The 25,160-nt window shown below is 68.0% G+C and carries 18 protein-coding genes; 5 read left to right on the forward strand and 13 right to left on the reverse strand.

Features of this window, described 5'->3' with window-relative positions; genetic code table 11:
* Positions 1 to 37: 37 nt before the first annotated feature.
* From A6035_RS12950 to A6035_RS12970, 5 genes are all read right to left on the reverse strand, one after another.
* A complete protein-coding gene (locus A6035_RS12950; RefSeq protein WP_108848116.1) occupies positions 38 to 1,366 on the reverse strand; it encodes an ABC transporter substrate-binding protein in 1,329 nt (442 codons plus the stop codon).
* Between the two features lie 81 nt (positions 1,367 to 1,447).
* Positions 1,448 to 2,539: a branched-chain amino acid ABC transporter permease gene (locus A6035_RS12955; protein WP_108848117.1), complete on the reverse strand. Its 1,092-nt coding sequence runs from the start codon at positions 2,537 to 2,539 to the stop codon at positions 1,448 to 1,450.
* Between the two features lie 3 nt (positions 2,540 to 2,542).
* Positions 2,543 to 3,421, reverse strand: coding sequence for a branched-chain amino acid ABC transporter permease (locus A6035_RS12960; RefSeq protein ID WP_108848118.1), 879 nt, complete (start codon positions 3,419 to 3,421; stop codon positions 2,543 to 2,545).
* Between the two features lie 41 nt (positions 3,422 to 3,462).
* Positions 3,463 to 4,167 (reverse strand): ABC transporter ATP-binding protein, encoded by a 705-nt coding sequence (locus tag A6035_RS12965; RefSeq protein ID WP_108848119.1) that lies wholly within the window; start codon positions 4,165 to 4,167, stop codon positions 3,463 to 3,465.
* A gap of 3 nt (positions 4,168 to 4,170) precedes the next feature.
* Positions 4,171 to 5,022, reverse strand: coding sequence for an ABC transporter ATP-binding protein (locus tag A6035_RS12970; protein WP_235026579.1), 852 nt, complete (start codon positions 5,020 to 5,022; stop codon positions 4,171 to 4,173).
* 209 nt (positions 5,023 to 5,231) lie between these two features.
* Here A6035_RS12970 and A6035_RS12975 point away from each other — a divergent pair, with 209 nt between their 5' ends.
* Entirely contained in the window at positions 5,232 to 6,473 is a 1,242-nt protein-coding gene (locus A6035_RS12975; protein WP_159149306.1) for an RsbRD N-terminal domain-containing protein, read from the forward strand.
* 50 nt (positions 6,474 to 6,523) lie between these two features.
* On the opposite strand, the gene A6035_RS12980 is transcribed toward A6035_RS12975, so the two are convergent.
* A complete protein-coding gene (locus tag A6035_RS12980; protein WP_108848121.1) occupies positions 6,524 to 8,020 on the reverse strand; it encodes a long-chain-fatty-acid--CoA ligase in 1,497 nt (498 codons plus the stop codon).
* Complete coding sequence (locus A6035_RS12985; protein ID WP_108848122.1) at positions 8,020 to 9,177, reverse strand: acyl-CoA dehydrogenase family protein; 1,158 nt, start codon at positions 9,175 to 9,177, stop codon at positions 8,020 to 8,022. Before A6035_RS12985 ends, A6035_RS12980 begins: the two co-directional genes overlap by 1 nt.
* Before the next feature lie 123 nt (positions 9,178 to 9,300).
* Between A6035_RS12985 and A6035_RS12990 the strand changes: the two genes are divergently transcribed.
* The gene (locus A6035_RS12990) at positions 9,301 to 9,987 is read left to right on the forward strand and encodes a TetR/AcrR family transcriptional regulator (RefSeq protein WP_108848123.1); all 687 of its coding nucleotides are present in this window, start codon (positions 9,301 to 9,303) and stop codon (positions 9,985 to 9,987) included.
* Positions 9,988 to 10,449: 462 nt separating this feature from the next.
* Here A6035_RS12990 and A6035_RS13000 read toward each other — a convergent pair whose 3' ends face one another.
* From A6035_RS13000 to A6035_RS13010, 3 genes are all read right to left on the reverse strand, one after another.
* Positions 10,450 to 10,704 (reverse strand): hypothetical protein, encoded by a 255-nt coding sequence (locus A6035_RS13000; RefSeq protein WP_108848125.1) that lies wholly within the window; start codon positions 10,702 to 10,704, stop codon positions 10,450 to 10,452.
* 306 nt (positions 10,705 to 11,010) lie between these two features.
* The gene (locus tag A6035_RS13005) at positions 11,011 to 11,400 is read right to left on the reverse strand and encodes a VOC family protein (protein ID WP_108848126.1); all 390 of its coding nucleotides are present in this window, start codon (positions 11,398 to 11,400) and stop codon (positions 11,011 to 11,013) included.
* A 205-nt stretch (positions 11,401 to 11,605) separates the two neighbouring features.
* A complete protein-coding gene (locus A6035_RS13010; RefSeq protein ID WP_159149305.1) occupies positions 11,606 to 12,661 on the reverse strand; it encodes a DUF4917 family protein in 1,056 nt (351 codons plus the stop codon).
* Between the two features lie 684 nt (positions 12,662 to 13,345).
* On the opposite strand from A6035_RS13010, the gene A6035_RS13015 reads away from it, so the two are divergent.
* Complete coding sequence (locus A6035_RS13015; RefSeq protein ID WP_108848128.1) at positions 13,346 to 14,122, forward strand: hypothetical protein; 777 nt, start codon at positions 13,346 to 13,348, stop codon at positions 14,120 to 14,122.
* An 87-nt stretch (positions 14,123 to 14,209) separates the two neighbouring features.
* Here A6035_RS13015 and A6035_RS13020 read toward each other — a convergent pair whose 3' ends face one another.
* The 3 genes from A6035_RS13020 to A6035_RS13030 form a co-directional block, all read right to left on the reverse strand.
* Positions 14,210 to 14,917: an alpha/beta fold hydrolase gene (locus tag A6035_RS13020; protein WP_108848129.1), complete on the reverse strand. Its 708-nt coding sequence runs from the start codon at positions 14,915 to 14,917 to the stop codon at positions 14,210 to 14,212.
* Between the two features lie 228 nt (positions 14,918 to 15,145).
* Complete coding sequence (locus A6035_RS13025; protein WP_108848130.1) at positions 15,146 to 15,661, reverse strand: hypothetical protein; 516 nt, start codon at positions 15,659 to 15,661, stop codon at positions 15,146 to 15,148.
* 63 nt (positions 15,662 to 15,724) lie between these two features.
* Positions 15,725 to 19,552 (reverse strand): beta strand repeat-containing protein, encoded by a 3,828-nt coding sequence (locus tag A6035_RS13030; RefSeq protein WP_159149304.1) that lies wholly within the window; start codon positions 19,550 to 19,552, stop codon positions 15,725 to 15,727.
* A gap of 733 nt (positions 19,553 to 20,285) precedes the next feature.
* Between A6035_RS13030 and A6035_RS13035 the strand changes: the two genes are divergently transcribed.
* The gene (locus A6035_RS13035) at positions 20,286 to 22,604 is read left to right on the forward strand and encodes a hypothetical protein (RefSeq protein WP_159149303.1); all 2,319 of its coding nucleotides are present in this window, start codon (positions 20,286 to 20,288) and stop codon (positions 22,602 to 22,604) included.
* A gap of 25 nt (positions 22,605 to 22,629) precedes the next feature.
* Positions 22,630 to 24,573 carry an Ig-like domain-containing protein gene (locus A6035_RS13040; RefSeq protein ID WP_108848133.1) on the forward strand — a complete coding sequence of 648 codons (1,944 nt, stop codon included), beginning with the start codon at positions 22,630 to 22,632 and terminating at the stop codon, positions 24,571 to 24,573.
* Positions 24,574 to 25,160: the final 587 nt, after the last annotated feature.

Raw genomic sequence — 25,160 nt, forward strand, 5'->3', positions numbered from 1 at the left:
CGCTCCGTCAGGTGCGTGGATGCAGCGGACCTCGGTCTCACTCCGCGGCTTCGGGGATGCCGTTGGCCGGCGGCGGGGCGTGTGGCGCATCCACCTCCTCGATCGGGGCATCGCCGATGTCCGTGATGTAGGTGGGTGTGATGGGCTCTGCGACGTCACCGCGGACCACCGAGATCGCCACGCCCGAGATGCCCAGGTGGGAGTCCTCGGAGTAGCGGAACGGGGCGAGCTGCGGGCCCTCGAACTCGCTGCCGCGCTCCTTGAGCACGTCGACGACGCCCTGGCGGGTGGGATCCGGGCCGGCGGCCTGAAGCGCCTGGACGAAGGTGTAGGCGTAGGACATCCCGTAGATGTGGTAGTTCGTCAGCTCGCCCTCGCCGTGCTCGGCCCACACGTTCTGCCACAACTGGGTCCACTCGTTGTCCGGCTCTTCGGTCGTCGGGAGGTAGTCGGCGGTGTAGGCGCCGTCGAGCATGGTCGAGCCGTCCTGGACCGCGCCCTCGGAGAACTCGGACAGCAGCTGGCCCACGAGCTGGGTGTCGCCACCGATGGACGCGTAGAACCATTCGGGGTCGTAATTGAGGCGCTGGGCCGCGAGCTGGCTGAGGGCGCTGTAGGCCGGCACGGTGAATCCGATGACGAAGTCCGCCCCGGAGGCCTTCAAGTTGGTCATCTGCGGCACGATGTCGGTGTTGCCCGAGGTGTAGCGCTCGACCGCGACGATCTGGTCGTCGATGAGTCGCCGGACTCCGGCCTCACCGTCGCGGCCCATGTCGTCGTCCTGGACGAGCATGCCCACGCGGGCGTCCGGGTGGTTCTCCTTGATCCACTGGGCCGCGATCTTCGCCTCGACCTCATAGTCGGGTTGCCAGCCGAACGTCCAGGGACGGTCCTCGGGATCGTCGCCCCACTGCAGGGAGCCCGAGGAGACGAAGAGATCGGGCACCTCCTCGTCGTTGAGGAAGTCGACCACGGCGCCGTGCGTCGCGGTCCCGACGCCACCGACCATGGCGAAGACCTCGTCCTGGAGGACGAGTTCGTTGACGACCGAGCTGGTGTTGGTCGGATTGTAGGCATCGTCCCGGTAGAGGTAGTCGATCTGCCGACCGTGGACGCCGCCGTTGGCGTTGACGTAATCGAAGTACGCGGTCGCTCCGACGGGGATTTCGCTGTAGCCGGGTGCTGCCACGCCGGTGAGAGGGAAGTGCCCGCCGATCTTGACGGACTCCTCGGTGATCCCGGTCTCGGCGGTCGCGCCGTCGCCGGCGCCGTCGGCGGAACGTCCGCCGGCCCCGCACGCGGTGACCATGCCTGCGGTCAGGACGAGGCTCGTCATGGCGGTGACGAGTCGAGAACTACGTTTCATCGGACTTGTGCTCCTTGTGTGGGGGTTCGGAAAGTGGAGTTCGAATCGGACGGAGTCGTGATCACCGGGTCAGGTCCGGGATCAGCCGGCGGCTGCGCGGCGTTCTCGCCCCGACCGCAGGCGGGCACGGATCGACCCGACGATCCCGCGCGGCGCGATGAGGATCACGATCATCAGAGTCAGGCCGTAGGTGAGAGTGGCCAGTTCCGCCGCCTGCAGGGAGGACAGTCCGAGACCGAGGCCGGCGTTGGTGGTCAGCTGGGGCAGGAACGTCAGGATGGCGGCGCCGACGAGCGCACCGGTGAGCGAGCCCAACCCCCCGATGACCACGCCGGCCAGGAGTGCGAGCGAGAGGGTGAGGCCGAACCCGGCGGGTGCCGTCAGCCGGACCACCAGAGCCATGACACCGCCCGCCAGGCCCGCGCAGCCGGTCGAGACCACGAAGGCGATCACCCGATCCCGACCGACGTTGATCCCGGCGAGTTCGGCCGCCACGCCGTCGTCACGGCCGGCCCGCCACCGCCGACCGGTCCGGCTGGCGGCCAGGTTGGCCAGCAGGAAGAACACCCCGATGAGCGCGAACCAGCCGACATAGGCGACGTACTTGGAACCTGTGATCTCTTGACCCGTGATGAAGAACATGACGTTCTCGAACCAGGCCGGTACGTCCGGGACTCGGACGTTGAGGCCTTGGTCGCCACCGAGACTGTCGGAGAAGTAGAGGGCGATGCCCGGCACGGCGACCGCCAGGGCCAGCGTCACGCCGGCGACGTACGGACCGTGCAACCGGGCGGCGGCCACGCCGATCACCGCGCCCACGGCGAGCGTGACGGCGGTTGCGATGAGCAGCACCACCGGCAGCGGCAGCGCCCGGTCGGCGTCCTGGAGTAGCAGAGCAGTGGTGTACGCCCCGATCGCCATGAAGGCGCCGTGGCCGAGGGAGAGCTGCCCGGACAGTCCGAGGAGCAGGCTCAGCCCGCCGGCGGCGATTCCGGTGTAGGCCATGGTGGCCAGCTGAACCTGCCGGAATGAGCTGACGGACTCGATCACGAGGACCACCAAGAGCAGGCCGACCAGAGCCAGCAGCAGATGTCGCAGCAAGGGGGAGGCGCGCAGCCGATGCCGGGCGCGGCCCAGGACGGGCGCGAGGGCGGGGGTACGGGCTTTCAACATGTGTCAGACCCTCCTCGTGGCCGTGCGGGAGAAGATGCCGTCCGGCTTGAGCAGCAGGACGGCGATGAGGACCGCGAAGGCGGTGAGCGGTAGCAGCTGACTGCCCGCGTATCCGGCCACGATGCTGAAGACGATGCCCAGGGCGAGGCCACCGACCACGGAGCCGACGGCACTGTCGAGTCCGCCGATCACGGCGGCGGCGAAGCCGTAGACGACGACGGCGTCCATATAGGCGGGGTGGATGAAGTTGCCGCCCGCGATGAGCACTCCCGAGAGCGCGCCGACCGTGCCGGCCAGTGCCCAACCGAGGGTGAGCATCCGCCCGACCCGCACTCCCAGCAGCCGGGCGATCTCCTGGTTGAAGGCGGAGGCGCGCATCTTCAGACCGAGCGTGGTGCGCTGGAAGAGCAGCAGGAGCACAACCATGACGGTGAGCACGGAGAGGATCGTGAAGATCCCGAAGCCCGTCAGCGCATAGGTCTGCTCGCCTATCTGGAAGCCCCGCATCCCGAAGGGCGCGGGGAAGGAGCGGAAGTCCGACCCGAAGACGATGGCCGCGAGAGCATGCAGTGCGGTGAAGAGGCCAAGGGTGAGGATGACGGCGTTGATGGGGGATTTGCCTTCCACCGGGCGCACGATCACGCGCTCCACGACGGCCCCCAGCACGAAGCCGGAGACCAGGGCCACCGCCAGGGCGAGCCAGTACGAGCCCCCCGCCTCGATCACGGTCAGGGCGATGAAGGTGGAGACCATGGCCATGGGGGCCTGGGCGAAGTTGATGATCCGGGTCGCGCGGTAGATGAGGACCAGCGCGAGTGCGAAGGCCGCATAGATCATCCCGAGGGACAACCCGTTCAGCACGATGTTCACGAACTGATGCACGTGAGACTCCTGTCTTTCATGGTCGCTTCCGGCACGCTCGGTCAGAAACCGAGGTAGGCGTGGCGGAGTGTGCTGTCGGCGGCGAGGGCGGAGGCATCGTCCTGAACCACGACGGAGCCGAGGTTGAGGACCACCCCGTGGTCGGCGATGGACAGCGCGGAGCGAGCGTTCTGCTCGACCAGCAGGACGGTGAGCCCCTCCTCGACGGACAGTCGGCGCAGAGTCGCGAAGATCTGGGCGACGATGCGCGGCGCGAGCCCGAGCGATGGTTCGTCGAGCAGGAGCATCTTCGGGGTGGCCATCAGGGCGCGTCCGATGACGAGCATCTGTCGCTCGCCTCCGGAGAGGACGAGCGCCTGGGCGTCTCTGCGCTCGCTCAGCACGGGGAACATCTGGTAGATGCGCTCGATGTCCGCGGGCTTCGACCGGTCAGCACGTCCCATCCCGCCCAGCCGGAGGTTCTCGTCGACGGTCAGTTCCGTGATGACACCGCGGCCCTCGGGAACCTGTGAGAGCCCACGCGGGGGCATGGCTTCGACCGGAAGCCTCGTGATGTCCTCTCCGTCCAGGGTGATCCGTCCGGATCGGGCGCGCACGAGCCCGGAGATGGTGCGCAGAAGCGTCGTCTTGCCGGCGCCGTTGGCGCCGAGCACGGCGGTGATCCGGCCGCTCTCGGCGGTGAAGCCGACATCCCGCAGGGCGGTCGCGGGGCCGTAATCGACGGTCAGGTCCTCGATGGTCAGCACTGATCACTCACCGTCCTCGGGGGAGGATGCGGCTGTTCCCTCGTCCCCGACCGTCTCGCCCAGGTAGGCGGCGACGACGGCCGGGTCGTTCTGGACCTCCGCCGGGGTGCCGCGGGCGATCCGGCGGCCGAAGTCGAGCACGACGATCTCGTCGCACACGGCCATCACGAGGTCCATGTGGTGCTCGACGAGCATCACGGCCATCCGGTCGCTGAGGGCGCGGATGAGGTCGCCCAGCTCGTCCATCTCCGCATTGGACAACCCGGAGGCCGGTTCGTCGAGCAGCAGCAACTCCGGTTCGACCGCGACCGCGCGGGCTAGGGCGACGCGCTTACAGATGGCATAGGGAAGCGACGGCGGAAGCCGGTCGGCGTGGGCGTCGATCCCCAGTTCCTCGAGAATGCTCATGGCCCGTTCGCGCAGGGCCAGTTCCTCGCGGCTGCTGCGGCCGACGCCGAGCAGTCCCGCGAAGAACCCGGACCGGGCGTGCCGGTCCAGCCCGACCATGACGTTCTCGAGCACGGTGATGTTCTCGAACAGGCCCAGGCCCTGCAGTGTGCGGGAGATACCGAGCCCTGCCAATTGATGTGGGCGGAGGCGGGCGAGCCGCTCCCCCTTCCAGGACAGCGATCCCTCCTGCGGCTGGATGAAGCCGCAGGCGACGTTGAACAGGGTGGTCTTGCCGGCGCCGTTGGGGCCGATGACGCCCTGCACTGTCCGGGGTCGCACGTCGAGCGAGACGCCGCTGAGGGCGCGGATCCCGCCGAAGCGCACGTCGATGTCGCTCATGCTGAAGAGCGAGTCATGGGTTGCGGTCCGGGGGATGTCCGGTTCGACGATTCTGGCGGTGTTCAATCGGCACTCCTGGTCGTTTGTGGTTCGTCCGGGGGCCCGCCCGAGCGCTCGTTTCTCGACGGCGGTAGGGACGCCGCGCCCAGTATGTGTTGCAGATCACACGGGCGCTATGGGCGCCGAGCACAAATCTGGTTGAGCACCCGGTGCGCGAGCGGCCCAAAAGGGGGTCTCTCCTGTGCGCCGCGTGAGATTCTGGAGAAATGGACGGGATGACGACGGACGCTCTCGCCGAGTCGGGACGCGAGGATCGACTCAAGGCGGCGTGGGCCGAGATGTTGGAGGATTCCGACCGCATCGCGGACGAGATCTCCGCCACGATGGTCGCCAAGGACTCGGTCTCCGGTTGGTCGACCCCGGAGTTGCGGGCCGTGCTGCGGCGTAGCATCCGCGAGCACGTCCGGCGGGGACTGAAGCGGCTCGGCGGCCAGGTCGACGACGCGGGGCGCGAGGTCAGGGTGGCCGACGTGTGGCGGGCGACAGGCATTGAGCGGGCGCGCCAGGGCGTACCCCTGGAGGCGGTGCTGTCCGCGTACACCACCGGAAACCTGGCCCTGTGGGAGGCCATGACTGAGCGTGTGCGGGAGGGTCGGGCCGACGTCTCCACCGAGGAGCTGTTGGCCGCAGGCCGCCGGCTGTGGCGGGACCTCGGGATCCAGAGCGAGGTGATGAGCGAGGCCTACCGCCGTGAGGTCGCCAGGCAGGAGTTGCGGGACCTGCGTCGGCAGGAGAACTACCTCGCCGGCCTGCTCGAAGGCCGGGCCTCGAGTCCGGAGTTCGCCACCCAGGCCGAGGAGATACTGGGCATCCGTCCCAACGTTCCCCTCGCGTGCGTCGTCGCGATCCTGGAGGACACGCGCAGCGAACCCCTGCGCCACCCCGAGGACCGCGTCGAGCGGATGGGCGGGACCTCCCGGTGGGGCGTGCGCGACGGCGCCCTCTACGGCGTGGTCACTCTCCAGGGCGTCGACGAGGCGTGGCTGACTGATGTGCTCCGCCCGGCGGTCGCAGGCCGAGTCGGCGTGGCCCTGGCACGCCACGGTATGGCGGGGACCGCCGCCGCGTTCCGGCTCGCCGCACGCGCCGCGGCCACGCTCTCGGCAGGCGAGCAGCGTCTCGTGTGGGCCTCGGCCCGGCTGCCGGAGCTTCTGCTCGAGACGAGCCCCGAGGTCGGGGCGATGATCGAGGAACAGGTGCTCGGCCCGGTACTGGCGTTGCCGGATCACCAGCGCACGACGCTGCTGGAGACCCTCCGGGCGTTGCTGCGCCACGGCGGCTCGGCCACGTCCGCGGCCGGGGAGCTGTTCTGCCACCGCAACACCGTGATGTATCGCAGCCGTCAGCTGGTGGGGCTGACCGGCTGCGACCTGCAGGAGCCGCGCGGCAGGCTGTTGCTCGAGCTCGCGATCATCGCCCATGACCTCGCCGTGGCCTCCGGCAGGGGTGGGGCCTGACGCCCGGTGCGCTGCCGGGGATCCCGGTTCACCGGCAGCGCACGACGAGTTCAGTGGGCGAGCCGGGCCCGCAACTCCCGCTTGAGGATCTTCTGGGAAGGCCCCATCGGGAGTTCCGGGAGGAGATGGACCACTCGGGGGTACTTGTGGTGGGCCAGGTGCTCCCTGGCCCAGGCGACGAACTGGTCGGAGTCGACGTCGCTCCCGGGCTTCGGGACGATGGCGGCGCAGACCTCCTCGCCCCGCTCGGGATCGGGGACGCCGATGACGGCGACCTGGTCGACACTCGGATGCCGGGCGAGCACCTCTTCGACCTCTCGCGGGTACACGTTGTAGCCGCTACGGATGATGAGATCTTTACTCCGGTCGACCACGGTGACGAACCCCTCGCGGTCCTTGGTACCGATGTCGCCGGTGCGGAACCAGCCGTCGACCATGACCTCGGCGGTGGCGTCGGGGCGGTCGAGGTAGCCGGCGAAGACGTTGTGCCCGCGGACGACGATCTCTCCGAGCTCTCCTGGCGGCAGCGGCTCGACCCGATCGAGGTCGGTCGGATCGGTGATCTCGACCTCGACCCCCCAGATCGCGTGCCCCACCGTGCCCGGTCGGGTACCGAAGATCTGCTGGTTCAACGCGGAGGTCGGCGACGTCTCCGAGAGCCCGTAGCCCTCGTAGACGGGGGTGTCGAAGACCTTCTCGACCTCCTCCAGAACGGCCACCGGCATCGCTGCGCCGCCCGAGGTACACGACCTCAGCCGCGGCAGCTCGGCGGTTCCGTCGACAGCCCGGAGCAGCTGGATGAACATCGTCGGGACGCCGAGGAAACGGGTCACCCGCTCGCGCACCATGATCTCCAGCGCCGCGGCGGCGTCGAAGCGCGGCTGTAGGATCAGCGTGCCGCCGACACGGAAGGTCGCGCCCATCACGGCGCTCTGCCCGAAGATGTGGAAGAGCGGCAGAACTCCCATGACGACGTCATCCGGCGACAGCCCGTTGCCGTCGAAGGCGTTGGTGGTCGCGTTCATCACCAGGTTGAGATGGGTGAGCATGGCGCCCTTGGGCGCTCCCGTGGTCCCGCTGGTGTAGAAGACGACGGCGAGATCCTCGGCCTGTCGCGTGATGAAGGTCGGCAAGGGCTCGCTGGCCCCGTCGAGCTCGTCGACGTCGTACGCCTCGGCACCGGTAGCCCGGGCGACGCCGGCCGCGGTGGCGGCGAGTGCTGCGTGGTAGACCACCGCGGCGGCACCGGAGTCGCGCACCAGGTGGGCGGCTTCACGTTCCGTGAGGAGCGTCGGCACCGGCACCACGACCGCGCCAGCGGCCAGGATGCCGAAATAGGCCCGCACGAAGCCGACCACGTTCGGGGCGAGCAGCGCCACGCGGTCACCGGGGCGTACGCCCCGATCCGCGAGGGCCGCCGCGACGCCTCGGGCGTCATGCCACAGCTCCGCGTACGTGACCCGGGTGTGCCCCTCGACGAGCGCGACGTGGTCGGGTCGGCGACGGGCCGGTTCGGCGAGGAGGGAAACAAGGGAGAGCGCCGTCATCACAGCCCCATGTTCTTGGCGATGATGGTCTTCATGACCTCGCTGGTGCCGCCGTAGATGCGGTTGACGCGGTTGTCGGAGTACAGGCGCGCGATGGGGTACTCGTTGATGAAGCCGTAGCCACCGTGGAGCTGCAGGCAGCGGTCGATGACCTCGCCCGCCACCTCGGTGCAGAACAGCTTGGCCGAGGCCGCCTCGGCGGCCGTCAGCTCACCGGCGTCCAGCGCCTCGAGCGCCCGGTCGGCGACGGCCTGGGCGGCGTCGACCTTCGCCTGGCACGCGGCGAGCTCGAACTTGGTGTTCTGGAACGACGCGACTGACTTGCCGAACACCTCGCGCTGCTGCGTGTACTCCGTGGCGAAGCGCACGGCGGCAGCGGCCTGGGCGTAGGCGCCGTAGGCGATGCCCCAGCGCTCCGAGGGCAGGTTGCGGCCGAGGTAGGAGAAGCCCTGGTTCTCCTCGCCGAGCAGGTCCTCGACAGGGACCCTGACGTCGGTGAAGGACAGTTCGGCGGTGTCCGAGGTGCGCAGACCCACCTTGTCGAGCTTGCGTCCGACGGCGTAGCCCTCCGAGTGGGTGTCCACGGCGAACAGCGAGATGCCGAAGCGACGGTCGTCTTCTCGCGGCGGCGCGGTGCGGGCGCAGACGATGACGCGGTCGGCGTGGACGCCACCCGTGATGAAGGTCTTCGCGCCGTTGAGGACGTAGTGCGAGCCGTCCTCGGACAGCTTTGCGGAGCTCTTCATGCCCGCCAGGTCCGAGCCGGTGCCCGGCTCGGTCATGGCCAGGGCCCACATCTCCTCGCCGGCGACGAACTTGGGGAGGTAGCGCTGCTTCTGCTCGTCGGTCGCGAGCATCTTGAGGTAGGGCAGCGCCAGCAGCACGTGCACACCGGAGCCACCGAACGAGACGCCGGCACGCATGGTCTCCTCGTACTGGATGGCCTCGAACTTGTGCGACTCGAGCCCGGAGCCGCCGTACTCCTCGGGCACGTTGATGCCGAACAGTCCCAGATCGGCGAGCTTGTAGTAGAACTCGCGCGGCACGATGCCGGCGTCGAACCACTCCTGGAAGTTCGGGACGACCTCGGCCTCGATGAAGGCTCGGAGGGTCTGGCGGAACGACTCGTGATCGTCGTCGAAAACGGTGCGGAGCATTGATTCCTCTCTTCGCGCCCGCGCAGTGCGGAGGGGCGGGCGCACAAACCAAACGGCGTTCGATTAAGGCCGACGGTACAGTACTGTGCGCTGGGTCACTGAAAATTCGCGAAGGAGAGGGTGATGGGCCGACCGCACGTGGCAAAACTCGACCAGCCACGTATCCGCGCCGCCGCGCTCGCCCTCGTAGACGCCGAGGGCCTCGAGGGTATGAGCATGCGCCGGCTGGCCGCCGCGCTCGACGTCACGCCGGCCTCGTTGTATTTCCACTACGCGACCAAGGACGAGTTGCTCGACGCGGTCACGGCCGAGGTGCTCGCCGACGTCGATACCTCCGGGTTCGAGCTGGGATGGGAGGCCGGCCTCCGGTCGTGGACGCGCTCGTTGCGCGCGGCGCTCGCCGCTCATCCGCGGCTGGTGTCGGTGATCTCTCCGTCACCGGGGCGCCGGGCGGACTCTTTGCAGCGGGCGGAGGAGGTGCACGGCGGGTTGGTCGAGAACGGCTGGCCGCCCCGGGAAGCGACCATGATCGGCGCTGCGGGCAAGTACCTGGTGTTCGGTGCAGCGATGGGGTCGTTCGCATTGGGCTTCGCCGACGACCCGCAGGTGTACGCCGACCGCTACCCGCACCTGGAATCGGCGCACAAGCTAGCCGACCGTGCCGCACAAGTCGACCACGAGAGCTTCGAGTTCGCACTCGACAACCTCATCGTCGGCCTGCGCGAGCGGTTCGAGCACGTAGCGGTGTCGCGACGCCGGGGCCCCGATCGCCCCGGGTCGGAGGGAGGCTCTGACTCCAGGGACGGATGATGAGGTTCACGGCAGCAGCGAGGGAGCGCGCCGTCGAGCCTCCGGGTCGCACTGGCTAGCAACCCGCCGCGGCCTACGGCGCGCCCGCGCCTCACTCCTCACACAGACAAGACGGATGACCGACCGGGTCGAGGTCCACCACGACGACGACGAGCGCCACCACCCCCACCCGACCCGCGAACCCAGGGCCCGCGGGACTAGCAGCGTCAGCCCGCGCTGGAGCGGAGGCACCCTCCGAGGGCCGCCCCTCACTGCTAGCGTGACGAATCCGCGCCCGCGGTCGAGGAGTTCCGCGGATCTCCCGCGGTGGGGCGACGGCTCCACCGGAGAAGAACCCATCAGTGAGTGGACCACTGACGCGATCCTCTGGTGGCTCTACGGGCGTTCACCCTCATAGCCGCGCGCATCAGCGCCCGCCCCGCCGCTGAGCCGAAACCCCAGGACAGGCTGCGGGAGTAGCGATTACCGCACTTGTTCGTAGTAGCCGACGCCGACGCATCCGTCGTAGCGCCACGCGCCGCCGGTCCAGGTGAAGCGGTGGATAGTGGGGTCGCCGCCGCCCTGGTAGTAGGCCTGCTCGCCCTCGGTCCCCTGATGGGTCGGCTCGGGCGGCAAGTTATAGGCGTTGGCCGTGCCCGCTCCCGCCAGAGCGATGCCGGTGGCCGTGGCCGCGGCCAGTAGCCCTCCCGCCAGTGCCCGTCGAATCCTGCTGGTCATAGTGCCCTCCTGGTGACTGGTGCTTCCACCGCCCAGTGTCTCGGCGCCGATCGGCCCCGGGTACCCGTAGCGCTACGGGTTTACGCAGCGCCGCGCGGACGGCGGAGCGTCGCCGGATAAGAGAGGGGTCACCGTGGGGTGGCGGGGGAAGACCGCGGGACGACGACGACAAGGCCATCCCCACCCGCGCCCCGCATCACTCGCCGAGGCGGGACGTGCTGAGAGGGTCATCGACGTGGAGCCCCGCGATCGCCGGACGTGCCGCCTGCCCGGGCCACCGCGTCGCCCGGCGCGCTCCGCGCGGTCTCACTCCTCGCAGAGGCAGAACGGGTGCCCGACGGGGTCGAGGTACACCACAAAGCGCCCGTCGAGGCTGGGCTGGTGATCGTGCCGCCGCGCGCCGGCGGCGAGGACAGATGGCTCCGAGTCCACGATCGAGTTCACGTGGAAGTCGAGGTGCACCTGCGCGGGGACCGGGCCGTCCGGCCAGGTGGGCGCGCGGAAGTCGGGGACGGTCTGGCAGGCGAGCGCGAGCGCGCCCGACTCACCTTCTGGCGGCAGGACGTCGACCCAGTCCGGGTTCTGTTCGCCGCCATTTATCCGCCAGCCGAGCATCGACGCGTAGAACTCGGCGAGCTCACGCGCGTTAGGACAGTCGAGGGCGACGACCACACGCCGCGCGCTGATGCCAGCCATGGCATCACGCTACGACCGAAACGGGGACTCTGCGGGCGGATCGCCTCTTCAGTCTCCCGGAGCCGTGTCGGGCAAGGAAGCGCGAATCCTCTCGAAACAGTTTGAATTGTATAGCGCGCGTCGGGCGTAACTCTGACCAGCAGATATACGAGCAGTACCTCGGAGCGGCCATCGAGTAACTGAGCTGCGTTAGCTAGCTAAATATTCACTTCCATAGTTGCGCCGATTCAGCGTCGTAAAACGCAACGTCGAGCGAGACATTCGGCTTAACGGACTTCCTATCAGAGACAAGACGGTTAGCAGCCTTCACTGTCTGCTGGTTAGCGGGAGAAGATGGATCCCCAAAGATCGAAACAGCGACTCTCTTGATATTAGACTTCACGATCGCACTAGTTATATGTGCATCATTCTCCCCGAACGATAGACCGTAGGCCAGCAGGCCGCCGCCGACCGCAGCCAGCGACCTAAGCCCCTTAGACAAGTAGTCGCTCGTCTGAATCTTAGCTAGCTTGTCAGTACTAGTTCCCTCGGTGACAATTAGCGGAAAATTATTTCGACTGAGCTGGTATCGAATCTGGTCAATGAGCGCAACGTCTGTACGAACCCACGTCAATTTTTGAAGCTGAGCACTAGCGATGTCGCGGTAAAGATGCAGCGCCCCGTGCAAGTAGTAGATCGTCTGATTATGAGGATTTAAATAGTCCCAAATGACGTACTCAGCACCCTGCTCCAGGCCGCGAAATCCGTCGTCGCTCTCCACGAAACTTCCCACTTCGCCAGCGCGCATAAGCGCCCAGTAGAGAAGGAGGTCGTAATTCGCAGTGAAGACCTTCGAGTGCGGTTTAATGAAGCCCACCACTCTGCTATACGCTTCGTCGGAGATTCTATTCGGCCGCTCTGGATGAAGTTCTGCCAGCGTAGTTGCCAATAGCTCTTTCAGAGCGTCCGATTCCTTACGGAGAACACTGATCTCGATAGCGTAGCGACTAGCGTCGAGCATTTCGAGCGTTGTCGCCGCGTCCATCATCTTTCGAATAACCACTTCGAAGTCGCAGGTTTCGAACCGCGTGAAGAAGCTTTCCGCCATCGAGCTTACTCGGTGGCGATCCCGAGCATGTTCCAACAGCGCACCGTACGAAAACCGGTCTTTGTCGTATGCGACGCTGAAGCCATTTCCCAGCAAGAGATGCGGCTTGGTCTTCGCAGGGGTGCCGTCAACCCACTTGTATGCAGCTTCATAATCGAGAATCTCAACGCTCATCATTGCAGCCTATACCGGGTCGAGCACTTGTTAACAGCGTGCAGAAGATCCAGCTTCGAAAGTCGCGGGGATTTCTGAAATGCCAACCGCAAGCACCGATGTCATCAGCGGTTGCCCCTTAGCAGCTTATCGCGCCCCTCGACTCCGCACGCGGGTGTTCGCGTCCTACGTCTAGCTGCGCGCCTACGACTGGCCACAAGTCGTACGATCCACTGCATCAGCTGCCAGAGCGACGAGTCGACCTGATACCCGAGGAGCTCAGCCGTGTCCCCGGCGCCCCCATTCGGCGAGCAATCCGCCTCGGTTAAGCGATTGCGGCTGCGAGCAGCGCAGCAGACAAGCTAACGACGGCGCCTCCCTGGCTGCCGCGTTCGTGAATGGCCCTGCCCGAAACGACCTAAAACGACGTGCCACTTCACCTGACATTCTGAACCTTGGTGAATATGCCACCGTGGAGCGACCGCTCTACTCGCGAGGACCCATTCGCGGACTCCCAACCGACGTCGTCGTCCTGTGGCTGACCGGCCAACAACCGCGAGCGCGATCCGTATCGACCGGAGTGCCGCAAGAATCAGGTGCGCTACACGCAATCGACGCGTCCACCCCTCGACGGACGATCACCTCGTCCCTACCCCGCGCGACCCACCCCTCGATGTGCGGCCGCCGTCCCGAGAGGTGTCCCCCATGAGCCGCCCGACGTCCGTCTCCCCCACCCATCCCGCGCCGCGCAGCGGCCCGATCCGTCGCGAGCCCGCGCCCGGCGACCGCAACTCCGTCCCCACCCGACCGCCGACCTCCCGCCCCTGGCAGCTGTGGCGGGTCCTGGCGCTGTCGGCGGCGTTGGTGGCGCTGCTCGTGCTGCGCGGCGTCGTGCAGGCCACGGCGATCAACCGCTTCCTCACCGACTCGTGGCCGGCGGTCGACGAGGCGGCGGGCCTAGCGGCGTCATCGGCCGGCTGGATCATCGACACCTCGTTCGTGGTTGCCACGGCGTGGGCGGCGATCGCGATCTGCACCTTCGCCGGCTCGCGCGCCGGGCGGGCGATATTCACCGCACTTCTGGCGGGCAGCACGGTCATCGGGCTGTGGAGCGCGGTAGCCCCTCAGGCCGCGGCGCTGGGCAGCGGCGAACTCATCGTGGCCGCCGCGCATCCCACGTTCATGTCGCTCACCTCCCTCGCAGTGGCGCTCGTCGGCATCGCGATCCTGGCGCTGCTCTACCGCCCCGACGTCAACGACTACTTCCGCGCCCACTCCCCCGCCACCACCGGCCAGCGGGACCGCGACCTCCTCGAGCCGACGCTCCCTCAGACCCGCACCGGGGCACCGCTCACGATGAGCAATCCCCCTCAGCCTCGAGCCACCGACCCGACCGAGCGGATCGACACGACCGCCACCACGAGCCCCGCACCTACCAGCGCCACTCCGTCCCGCGAGGAACCGATCGCACCCGCGATCTGACGGGTGAGCGTCGAAAAAGGGCGACGACGACGAGCTCCACCACCCCCGACCGACCCGCAACCTCACACGGCCGCGGGTCTGGCCGCGTCAGCCCTCGAGGGAGCTGAGCCAGTCGCTGAGCACGCTGGCCAGCTGGCCCGGCGTCTCCACGGGCAGCATGTGTCCGGTCTGCGGGATCTCGACGTACTTCACATGCGGCGCAGAATTCGCGTCAGCCCACTTCCGTTGGTCTTCAGTGGGCACCACCTGGTCATCCGAGGCGCCGACGATCAGCACCGGGCACGAGGCCTTCGCGGGGAAGTCCCAGCGGTCGGGCCGGGACCCGATAGCCACCGAGTGTGCGGCAAACCGCTCGGGCCCGTAAACCCGCGCGGCCCGCAGGCGCTCGGCGCGGACCTGCGGGTCGTGGCCACAGTCGCCGTAGTAGACGGCCTCCATGCCGTCGAGGGCGATCTCCTCGTACTCCTCTTGGCTCAGGCCCGCCGCCCGATCGGCCCGAGCCGCCGCGGACTCCGGGCCCTCGGCGCCGACGGGAGCGGTGACCAGCACGAGCCCGGTGGGCAATGACGGGCGCCGCTCGGCCAGATGCATGGCCACCACTCCGCCGAGCGAATGCCCGACCACCACGCTGCCGTGCGCGATTTGCTCGGCCACCTCGTCGACGAGCGCATCGAGGTCGGCCACGGCCGGGAGGTCGAGCGCCGTGCCGCTCAGTCCGTCAGGCAGGGCGGCGATGACCGGGGCCCACGTCTGGGCGTCGCCGTGCAGGCCGGGGAGGAACACCAGGGTGGTCATGAACTCGACGGTACGCGCGCGGGCACCGGCCCGGGCCGATCCGGGCCGTCACCGGTCGCAGTTCGTCAGGTCCGTCTCGGCGAGCGGCTCGCCCTGGAGTATCACGTAGGTCACGGCCAGCACGACGTCTTCGGTCCACCAGTTTCCTTGAGTGATGGGGAAGAGCGGGTGTCCGAGGCGCCCACTTCGGAGGGCGGTAGCGAGGCGAGCGCTTGCCTCGGTGTAAGGCTAGAGGAGATTCACTCCGGAAGAGAGGAGGGCGGGACCGTCGCTGACGATGCTGCCCATGGTGTTCTGGGCGTCCCCCACGACGATCGTCCGCATCACCGGAACGTGGTCAGTCGCGCAGTAGGTGATCAGCGAGTGCACACCGTCCGCGATACCGTCAGCCGACACCGTCGCCGGGACGAACGCGGCGGGGAAGGCGACCGGGGAGCCGTTCGCGGCACGCAGGACCGTGGTGTTCTCGCCCCGAAGTGTCTCGCCGATGTTGTCGAGGTCGACGAGGTTCTTGATGCGGTCGATCACGCCGTCGGCCTCTCCGCGCTCGGCGACGACTGCGACGCAGCCGTCGACCGGGACCGTGAGGTCGGTGAGCCCGATCTTGAAGGTGGTGGACACGGTGTTGCCCTCCACGTTGTGGCTGACGGTGGCAGCGGAGGCGACTCCGGCGGCACCGACGATGAGGGCTGCTGAGGCTGCGACTGTCGCGGCGGCGCGGGTGGCGAGTCGGATGGTGGTCATGGGATCTCCTGTCAGGGTGGGGTGGTACTACATGGATGTCGTAGCCCGGACGGGCCGGGGGGACTAGCTCCCCAGCGAGCCGAGGGACCCGGAGCTGCCCAGGCCGATGGCGATCGACGCCACCAGTCCGACCAGCCCCAGGGAACCGGTGGCCGGCTCCTCCGGGTCGGTGCCAGGGTCGTCGTCGTCGATCACGGTGAGTGTCTCCGTGACGGCACTCGGGGCGTAGGCGTCGGGATCCGCCGGAACGAACTCGGCGCGAACCGTGTAGGTGCCGCGCTCGCCTGCGGTGAACGCCAGGGGGGCCACGCCGTCGACCACCGGGACGAGGCGCTCGTCGCCGTCGACGGTGAATCGGACATGCCCCTCGGCGCCGGACGGGGTGATCGTGGCGGTGAGAGTGATCTCCTCGCCGGTCTCGACCGTGCCCGCGTCGAGTTCCACGCTGGTGGGTTCGGCGGCCGCCTCGACTCCCACGTCGACGGTCAGCCGGCCGGTGCTGGAGGCGTATCGGTCGGGGTCGGCGGGGGTGAAGTCCGCGACGACGACGTGCTCACCTGCCGTGGCGAACGTGTGCGTGAGGCTGGCCGAGCCGTCGGTAACCTCGGCGGTGAACTCGTCGTCGCCGATCGTGAAGGTGACCGCCCCGGCCGCGCCGGTGGGAGCGACGGACGCGGTGAAGGTGGCCTCCTCGCCTACCCGGACGACGTCGGTGTCCACGGTGACCTCGGTCCGCGTGGTCTCGGCCGCGACGTCGACGCTCCGGCTGTCGCTGCTCTCGGTGTACCGCTCCGCGTTGGTGGGGATGAACGTGGCGGTGACGGTCACCTGCCCGGCCGTTCCGACCGGGAGTTCGGCGGTGGCGGTGCCGTCGCCGGCGACGGGGACGCTGACGCTGACGCTGGACACTCCCGCGCTGAACCTGATGGTTCCTGCGGCACCCGCCGGGGTGACCGTGGCGGAGGCTCGCACCGTCCCGCCTGCGGTGACCTCCACGGCGTCGAGGGTGAGGTCGGTCTGGGTGGTCTCGGCCTCGACGATCACGGTGAGCTCGTCGCCGCTGGATGAGTACCGGGCCGCGGCTGTCGGGGTGAACACGGCGGTGACGCCGTGGTCGCCGGCGGTGGCGAAGGTGTGGGCCAGCGTGGCCACTCCCTGGGCGACCACTACCGGGTACTCCTCGCCGCCGACGGTGAACGTCACGATGCCGGCCGTGTCCGCCGGGGTGACGGCCGCGGTCAGCGTGGTCTGCTCGCCGACGCGGACCTGGTCGGTGCCGACCGTGACCGAGGTGGACGTGGCGATCTGCTCGATCACGGTGATGGTCTGGCTGTCCGTGCTGCCGATGTACCGGGTGGCGTCTGCGGGGACGAACGTGGCGGTGACGGTCGCCTCGCCCGGGCGGGGGGCCTCCAGGTCTGCGGTCGCGGTGCCCTCGGCGTCGACGGGAGCGCTGACAGTGATCTCGCCGATCGTGAACTGGACCTCGCCTTCCGCACCTGCAGGGGACACGCTGGCAGAAGCCTGGAAGGTACTGCCCTCGACCACCTCGGTGGCAGCGAGGGTCAGTTCCGTTCGCGTGGCCTCCGCGGTGATGTCGACGGTCTGGGCGTCGCTGCTCCCGGTGTAGCGCTGCGGGTTGGCGGGGATGAACGTGGCGGTGATGGTGTCGGTTCCGGCGTTGCCAGCGGTGAACGTGGCGGTTGCCTCACCGCCGGCGACGTCGACGGTCTCGGCCCGGCTTCCGTAGTCGAAGCGGACCCGGCCGGCGGCCTCGGGCGGGGTGATGCGCGCGGTGGCGGTCACCTCCCCACCGGCGGTGACCTCGACGGGGTCGAGGGTCAGGGCGGTCTGTGTGGCCTCGACCTCGACGTTGACCGTGGCCTGGCCGGCACTTGCGATGTAGCGGTCGGAGTCGGTCGGGACGAACGCGGCGGTGACCGGGTATTGGCCCGCGGTGGCGAAGGTGTGATTCAGAGTGGCAACGCCGCCCTCGACGGTCGCGGTGTACTCCTGCCCGTCGATGGAGAAGGTGATGGTGCCCGCCACGTTCGCCGGGGTGACCGTCGCGGTCAGCGTCATCTCCTCGTCGGCGCGAACCGGGTCGGCTCCGGCGACGAGCGTGGTCGCCGTGGCGACCTGCTCCAGCACGGTCACGGTACGGATGTCCGAGCTGCCTGCGTAGCGCTCCGGGTCGGCCGGGATGAAAGTGGCGGTCACCGTCATCGCTCCTGGGGCGGAAGCCTCGAGGTCAGTGGTAGCGGTGCCGTCGGCACCCACGGGCACGCTGACGGTGGTGTCCCCGGCGGTGAACTCGACCGCGCCCTCCGCGCCGGCGGGGGTGACGATCGCGGAGGCGCGGATGATGTCCCCCTCGATGACGTCGTTCGCGTCGAGCGTGAGGCCGATCTGGGTCGCCTCGGCGTCGATCTCGACCGTCTGGGTATCGCTGCTTCCCGTATAGCGAGCCGGATCGGCGGGGAGGAAGGTGGCGGTGATGGTGCCGGTTCCGGCGTTGCCGGCGGTGAAGGTGGTGGTGGCCTGGCCGTCGGTGACGTCGACCGTCTGGGTCTGGTTGCCGTAGTCGAAGCGCACCCGGCCGTCGGCGTCGGCCGGGGTGATCTGCGCGGTTGCGCTGATGTCACCGCCGGCGCTGACCTCGACCGGGTCGAGCGTCAGACCGGTCTGGGTGGCTTCGGCCTCGACGGTGACAGTGACCTGGCCGGTGCTGGGTGCGAAGCGGTCGGTGTTGGTGGGGGTGAAGTCGACGACGACGACGTGCTCGCCCGCAGACGTGAAGGTGTGGCCGAGCGTGGCGATGCCGCCCGTGACAGTCGCGGGGTAGGTCTGGTCGCCGATGGTGAACTCGACGCTCCCGGCCGCGTTCGACGGGCTGACGCTGGCGGTGAGTGTGGTCTCCTGCCCGGCGTGGACCGGGTCCGCATCCGCGGTGACCTCGGTCGACGTGGCGGTCTGCTCGAACACGTCGACGGTCTGGCTGTCGCTGCTCTCGGTGTAGCGCTGCGGGTCGGCGGGGATGAAGGTGGCGGTCACGGTCATCTCGCCGGTCGTATCGGCGGGAAGCTCGGCCGTGGCCGTGCCGTCGGCACCGACGGGCACGCGGACGGGGTCGCCGCCCGCGGCGAATTCGATGTCACCCTCCGCGCCGGCGGGGGTGACGCTGGCGGAGGCCTGGACGGTCCCGCCGGCGAGGACCTCAACCGGGTCGAGAGTCAAGTCGGTGCGGGTCGCCTCGCTCTGGATAGTGACCGTCCCGCTGCGTGAGGAGCCGTTCCACTGGCTGGAGTTGGCGGGGATGTAGGTGGCAGTGACCGACTTGGAGCCGGTCGTCGAGAAGGACGTCGTGGTGGTGGCGACCCCGTTGACGACGTTCGCCGTGAGGGTCTGGCCGTCGACGTCGAAGCGGACAGTTCCCGTCGGGGTGTTCGTGCCGTGGTTGGCGCTCACGCGCGTGGACAGCGTGACGTCCTCGCCCACACGCCCGGTCGACGGGGTGACGGAAACGGCCTGCGTGGTGGTGGCCACGGCCGGGAGGGTGAATCGCATGACGTTGTTGGTAGGGCCGTTCCAGCTGCCTCCAGTGCCCAGGTGGGCCATGATCCCGAACTGGAAGACGGTGCCGCCCTGTACGTTCTCGGGAATCCGCATGGTGAGCCAGCCGTCGCGAGTGCTGCCACGGGCCACCGGCCTGTCCGTGACACTGGGTTGCCCACCCCAGAAATTGTTCTGGGCTCGACCGTGGGCACCGACGTTCTCCATATTACTGCCGCCGCCGCCGACACCTTCGAACCCGTTGGGCATCGTCACGCCATAGGTGTTCAACACCGACGGCGTGTACGGGAAGCCGGACTGGTGGTTTCGCGCGAGCATGTTGATCCGGATCGTAGCGCCGGGTACCCGGGCGTTTGCCGCAGTGTCGAGCGTCGCCGTGAAGTCAAAGTTCCCTAGTCGGGCGGTTCCCGTCTGCGCACTCGCCGCAGGCGCCAAGCCAAGGACGAGGGCGATCGCCGAAAGGAACACCGTCACGGCCCGAGCGATCCGCGACGGGGAGAGCGCAGATCTCGGGCGGGCAGGGCGAGCGTCAACAGACATCGGGAGGCTCCGGGGGTTGGGCGACGGAGGTGTCGGGGGCCGGTGGATCTCGGATCCGTCCGCCAGCCGACGCGCTTATGCGGCGACTCAGTTGACGGAACAACATCACATCTTAGTGAACATGCAGATTAAGTAAAGCCCCATTTTCGTAGGCCGGGAGTTCGGCTAGCTCGACCTTAGCCGGGCCGCACGGAGGGGCCCGAGAGGGTCGCCGAGGCGGCACATCGCAAGGTGGACCTGAGGACGAGCCGCGGTGAACAGGACAAATACGCCAGGTTGCGGAAAAGGTAACGAGCGCTAGTCGACCCAACCCCGCTGACGAACCGAGATAAACGTTCCGTTTCCGCGTCTTGCGCGACTGAGAATTACCTATATAGTTCGGGTCAGTTAACTCGACATGCGTCCAGCTCTCGGGGCGCTCCACCCAACTTCTTCGAGGAATCTCATGCGCCGCGTAATCGCATGGTTGTCCGCCGCTGCAGTGACGTTCGGCGCGGCTACCATCCCGTCGGTGGCCACGGCTCAGACGACCCGGTCCACCGCTTCTTTCACGACCACCTGCTACATCGCTGCGCCGAGTGTCGCGGGCATGGGCGGGCCGATGGACATCACCCCCCAGAACCCGGTACAGATCCACGTGACCGCCCCTGAAGCGGTCGACGTCGGCGACAGGTTCACTGTGACCTTCGACATCGACCCGATCAACGTCTCCCTGGATAACCTCCCCGGGGCAATCAGCCTCCGCGAGGCGTCACGACTCAAGCTCGACCTGCAGCGACCCGCCGGTACCCGACTGGTCGGGTACAACTTCAGTGGCGGCAATATCCCCATCGCCGACGCCCAGGTCATCACGGTGAACGAGAGCGGCGCCCCTGACGTCAACGGCAACGTCCTGCGCCTGACCAATAGGGGTCACAACACCATCGGGAACGGCGGCAACACCTCGCAGAACAGCCACGCTGGCCTCGGCATGAGCCTTGCCGGCGCCAACTCGCTGGCCTTCGAGTTCCCGCGAGTGACCCTCACTTTCGAGGCCGAGCGTGCAGGCACTGCCGCGATCGGCGTCCGTACCCAGGGCCAAGCGGCCGGCTACGGGCCCAACCCCGCCAGCTTCCTCACCATGCTCGCATCGGCGAGTGTCCCGTTGCTGGGCACTCAGTGGGTTCCCGGATACTGCAGCCCCCGCGGATCGGCTGCCTCGCCCATTGACCAGGGCGCGGCGTCGATGAAGACCGTGCAGATCGTCGGTCTGCCCACTTCATCCACCCTCACCGGACCTGACACCGTGTACCTGCGCACCCCGGCCGAGTTCGTCGCGTCCGTCGAACCCGACATCGCCGGTGAGGTCACCTTCGTCAGCGGCGCCCAGCGGGTCACCGTCCCCGTGACCGCCGGAGAGGCCCGGGCCGAGCTGACATTCACCGCACAGCCGGACGAGCCGGTGCGATCCGTCTTCACCCCGACCGATCCGCGATACGCGACGGCGGTCTCCGAGCTGCCGATCACGGTCGAGCGTCTCGCCACGGAGATGACCCTGCAGGCCCCCGAGACAACTGACGCCAACACGAGGACCAGCCTGTCGGTCAGCCTTCCGAGCGAAGCCCGCGGCACTGTCACCTTCACCGGCGGCGGTCTGGAACGCACCGTGGACGTCCGTGACGGGCGAGCCGCGACGAGCCTCACGTTCACCCAGGTCGGACCCACGGAGGTCGAGGCGGTGTTCATTCCGTCCCCAGCGTCCCCATACGCGTCGGCAACCGCATCCACGTCGATCGTCGTCGAGGAGAGCACCAACACCACGCTGATCCTCAACGGTCTGGACTCCCCGGGCTATGTTGCCGAGCCTCTGACCCTCGAGGCCGTCATCAACCCGGCCGAGGGGACGGAGAATCCTCAGGGGAGGGTCGAGTTCGTGGCCGGTGCGCAGACACAGATCGTCGACGTCGTTGACGGACGGGCGACCGCAGAGTTCACCTTCGGACGTGCCGGCGGCGTGGAGGTGTCCGCGACCTACCACCCGACCGGTACGGGTCAGAACCGAGCGTCGGACTCCGGCACGCTCCAGATCGTTGACGCCGTCTCGTCCGATTCCGAGCTCGTCGGCCCGTCCGCGATCGAGCCGGGGCAGGCCACGCCCTACACCATCGTCGTGAGCCCCGCTGGGGCCGACGGCACCGCCGACGTGCGGATCGACGGCCGCGTGGTGGCCACCGATGTGGCGATCATCGACGGCGAGGGGCAAGTCCACCTCACCTTTCCGCCGGCCATCTCTGCCGACAGGCAGGTCACGGTCGAGTTCACTCCCGCACATCCCCGGGTGGTGCGCCCGCACAGTTCGGTGCACACGATCCGGGTCTCCGCCTCGGCGGTGAACGTGGGTGCTCTGACCCTGACGGTGGCCGGCCCGGAGGTCGCACTCTCGCCGGGAGAGTCCGCCGCGTTCCGCGTCGAGGTACTCCCCGAGGACGAGTTGACCTCGCCGGCCACCCTCAACGGGTACCTCACGGTGAGCAACAACGGCGAGGCGGTTCTGGGTGCTGACGGCGAACCCCTTCGGATCGCCGTGACGCGGGGGGTCGCCGACGTTGACGTCACCTGGACGAGCGGATACCCGGAGGCCAAGTTCCTCCAGTTCACCTACCACACCGCCGACGGGACCGAGCGGGTCTCCGGCGGGATCAACGTCACTGTCATTGGCGAAGGGACCGGCGACGACGGCGTCATCGTCGGCCCCGGCGACGGCAGCGGCTCGCTGGACCTCGGCTCGCTCATGGGCGATGGCGCCGGCTCTCTCGATACAGGGAGCCTGACCGGCTCCCTCGGCAGCTGACGGCCAGGAAAAGGACACACAGATCATGATTCGTAAAATTCTCGCCGTCTTCGCTGCCCTCGCCCTGGTGGTGGGACTCGCTCCAGCGGCACATGCACAGAACACCGGATCGGTCCGCATCGGCGACTTCACCTTCAATGCCTCCATCAACACCGGACAGAGTCAGCTCCGCCCCGGTGGGCACGTACGGATCGACCTCACCGCCACTAACACCCACGGAACCGGAGTGTGGCTCGCCAGTAATCGCGTCCTCAACACGTATGGTTTCACCGTTCCGACCGGATATACCCTCCGCGGCAGCGGTGGCGACCATATGTCAAACGTCGGAGATCACGGTCAGCACAGCTACTTCGGTGGAAACCCCAGTAACTTCGCTATGCGAACAGTTCAGAGAGACAGTTCCCGCTCCGGTTGGCTTTCGTTCAACATCCCGGCCGATGCCCAGGGCGGAAGTCGACACAACTTCGGGATTCGTGCACACCTTGAGACCAACGGTGACTGGTTCCCGACCGCCGAGAACGTCGTCGGATTCACGTTGGGAGCGGTGGCAACGACTACTTCGGTGACCGCCAGCCCCGCTACCGCGCAGGAGGGCACCACCACCACCCTGACCGCCGACGTGTCCGCCGTGCACGGCACCAACGTCGTGACCGCTGGCGACATCGTGTTCGAGGTCGACGGTGTCTCCATCGGGTCCGCGCCCGTCGGTGCCAATGGCCGGGCGAGCGTGCCGTACACGGTTCCGCTGCTGGACAACCGCGATCCGGTGACTCAGACCGTGACGGCCCGCTACTCGGGTGACGCTCCGAGGTTCGGCGCATCGACGTCGACCACCACCGTTCGGGTCGATCCTGAACCGAAGTCCGAGGTGACGAGCACCGTCGGCCTCACCGCCTCCCGCGGCCTGCCCGAGAACGGCCGACTCCCGGTCGCGCTCGACGTCGAGATCGACACGAGCAACGGCCTCGACCTGCCGGAGGGCGCCCAGGTCGAGATCCTGCGAAACGGCGTCGTCGTCGACACCATTCCCGTCGAGGGGGTCACGGCCACGTACACCGACACCGTGGACTACTCCACGGTGGCCACGTACACCTACACCGCCCGGCTCCTCGAGACGGAAACGTACGACACCATCTACCGGGGTGCCACGTCGGACCCGGTAGAGGTGCAGGTCGCGCCCGCGATCACGCCCACCGTCTCAGTGGCGGTGGACCGTGACACCGTCCTGATCGGGCGCGCGGTCGACATCACTGCGACGGTGACCGCCGACGGCGGTCCGTTGCCGGCCGGTACCGAGCTGATCATCCGGGCCAACGGCCGGGACATCGGCACCGTCACCACTGACGCCGGCGGCAACGCCGTCCTCGCCGGCCACGAGTTCGACATCCCAGGGGACAAGAACATCGTCGCGGTGTTCGAGGGCGCCCAGATCGACGGCACCAATTACCTGATGGCGACGTCCGCTCCCGCCAGGCTGACGGTCGAGGCACTGCCGGAGGTGGACTCGGAAACGACCATCGAGCTGCAGACCGTGGCCACCGCCGGCGACGAGGTGACCATCACCGCCGTGGTGTCCCGCCTGGACGGGCGGGACCTCACCGACGCCGGAACCGACGATCTCGGCTCCGTGTGGTTCTTCCGGGACGGCGACGCAATCGGTTCGGCACCGGTCGTGATCAACTCGGCCACGGGTGAGGCCACCGCGGTATTCACCCACCGGTTCGCCGAGCGCGGCGAGTACCGCATCACGGCGGAGTACTCAGGCGCATTCGGCACGGACGAGGTGATCGCCCCGTCCGAGACCGCTGACGCGACCGTCGTGACGGTCAGGCCCTCCGAGATCGAGATCGATGAACCCGGCCCGCCGTCCAACGAAATCGACCTGAGCTTCGGTTCCCTCGACCTCGGCAGTGCCATGGACGTCATCGGGACAGACAACCTGAGCAGCCTCGGCAACCTGGTCGGCTGACCTCACCCCACCACCCGCCTGGCGGGCACATTCGGCGAAGTGCCGGAGGTGCCCGCCAGACGCGTATCGCGGAACCGACACACCTGTCTGTTCAGAGGTGATGGGGTGGTTGAGTCAGAGTGGATCGCCGAGAAGTCGAGGCCATTGCTTCGGCAGCTATCTCGATCGGTCCGGTGGAGATGTCGCGGAGGCGATGCGGACCTGGGTACCGCTGAAGCAACGGAACCGGCCACGTTGAAGGCCTCTTCCTGCGCTGGCGTCGACAACCGCATCATTAGCTGCCGGCGGGACGAGTCGGCTACGCCCGCGTGAACTGGTGCGTCAACTCCCCGAGCGACGTGATCGTCTCCCCGAACGGCAGGAGCCGATGGAAGGCCGTCCAACTCGCGGCCTGAGAGACGACCGAACCTAGCGAGGGGTCCCGGTTTTGCCTCCCCAGATCTCGCCGCTTCTCATCGCTGTAGCCGCGGGCCTGACTGTGGTCGCATGCGTTGCGAAGACTGACTGGAAGGCCTGTCGCGGTGTGCCTGCGGGGATCCTATAGGGAGTCGCCTCGATGCCCGGGACCCGCGTGGCGCGGCAAAACC

This window comes from Dietzia lutea (assembly GCF_003096075.1).
Taxonomy (GTDB): domain Bacteria; phylum Actinomycetota; class Actinomycetes; order Mycobacteriales; family Mycobacteriaceae; genus Dietzia; species Dietzia lutea.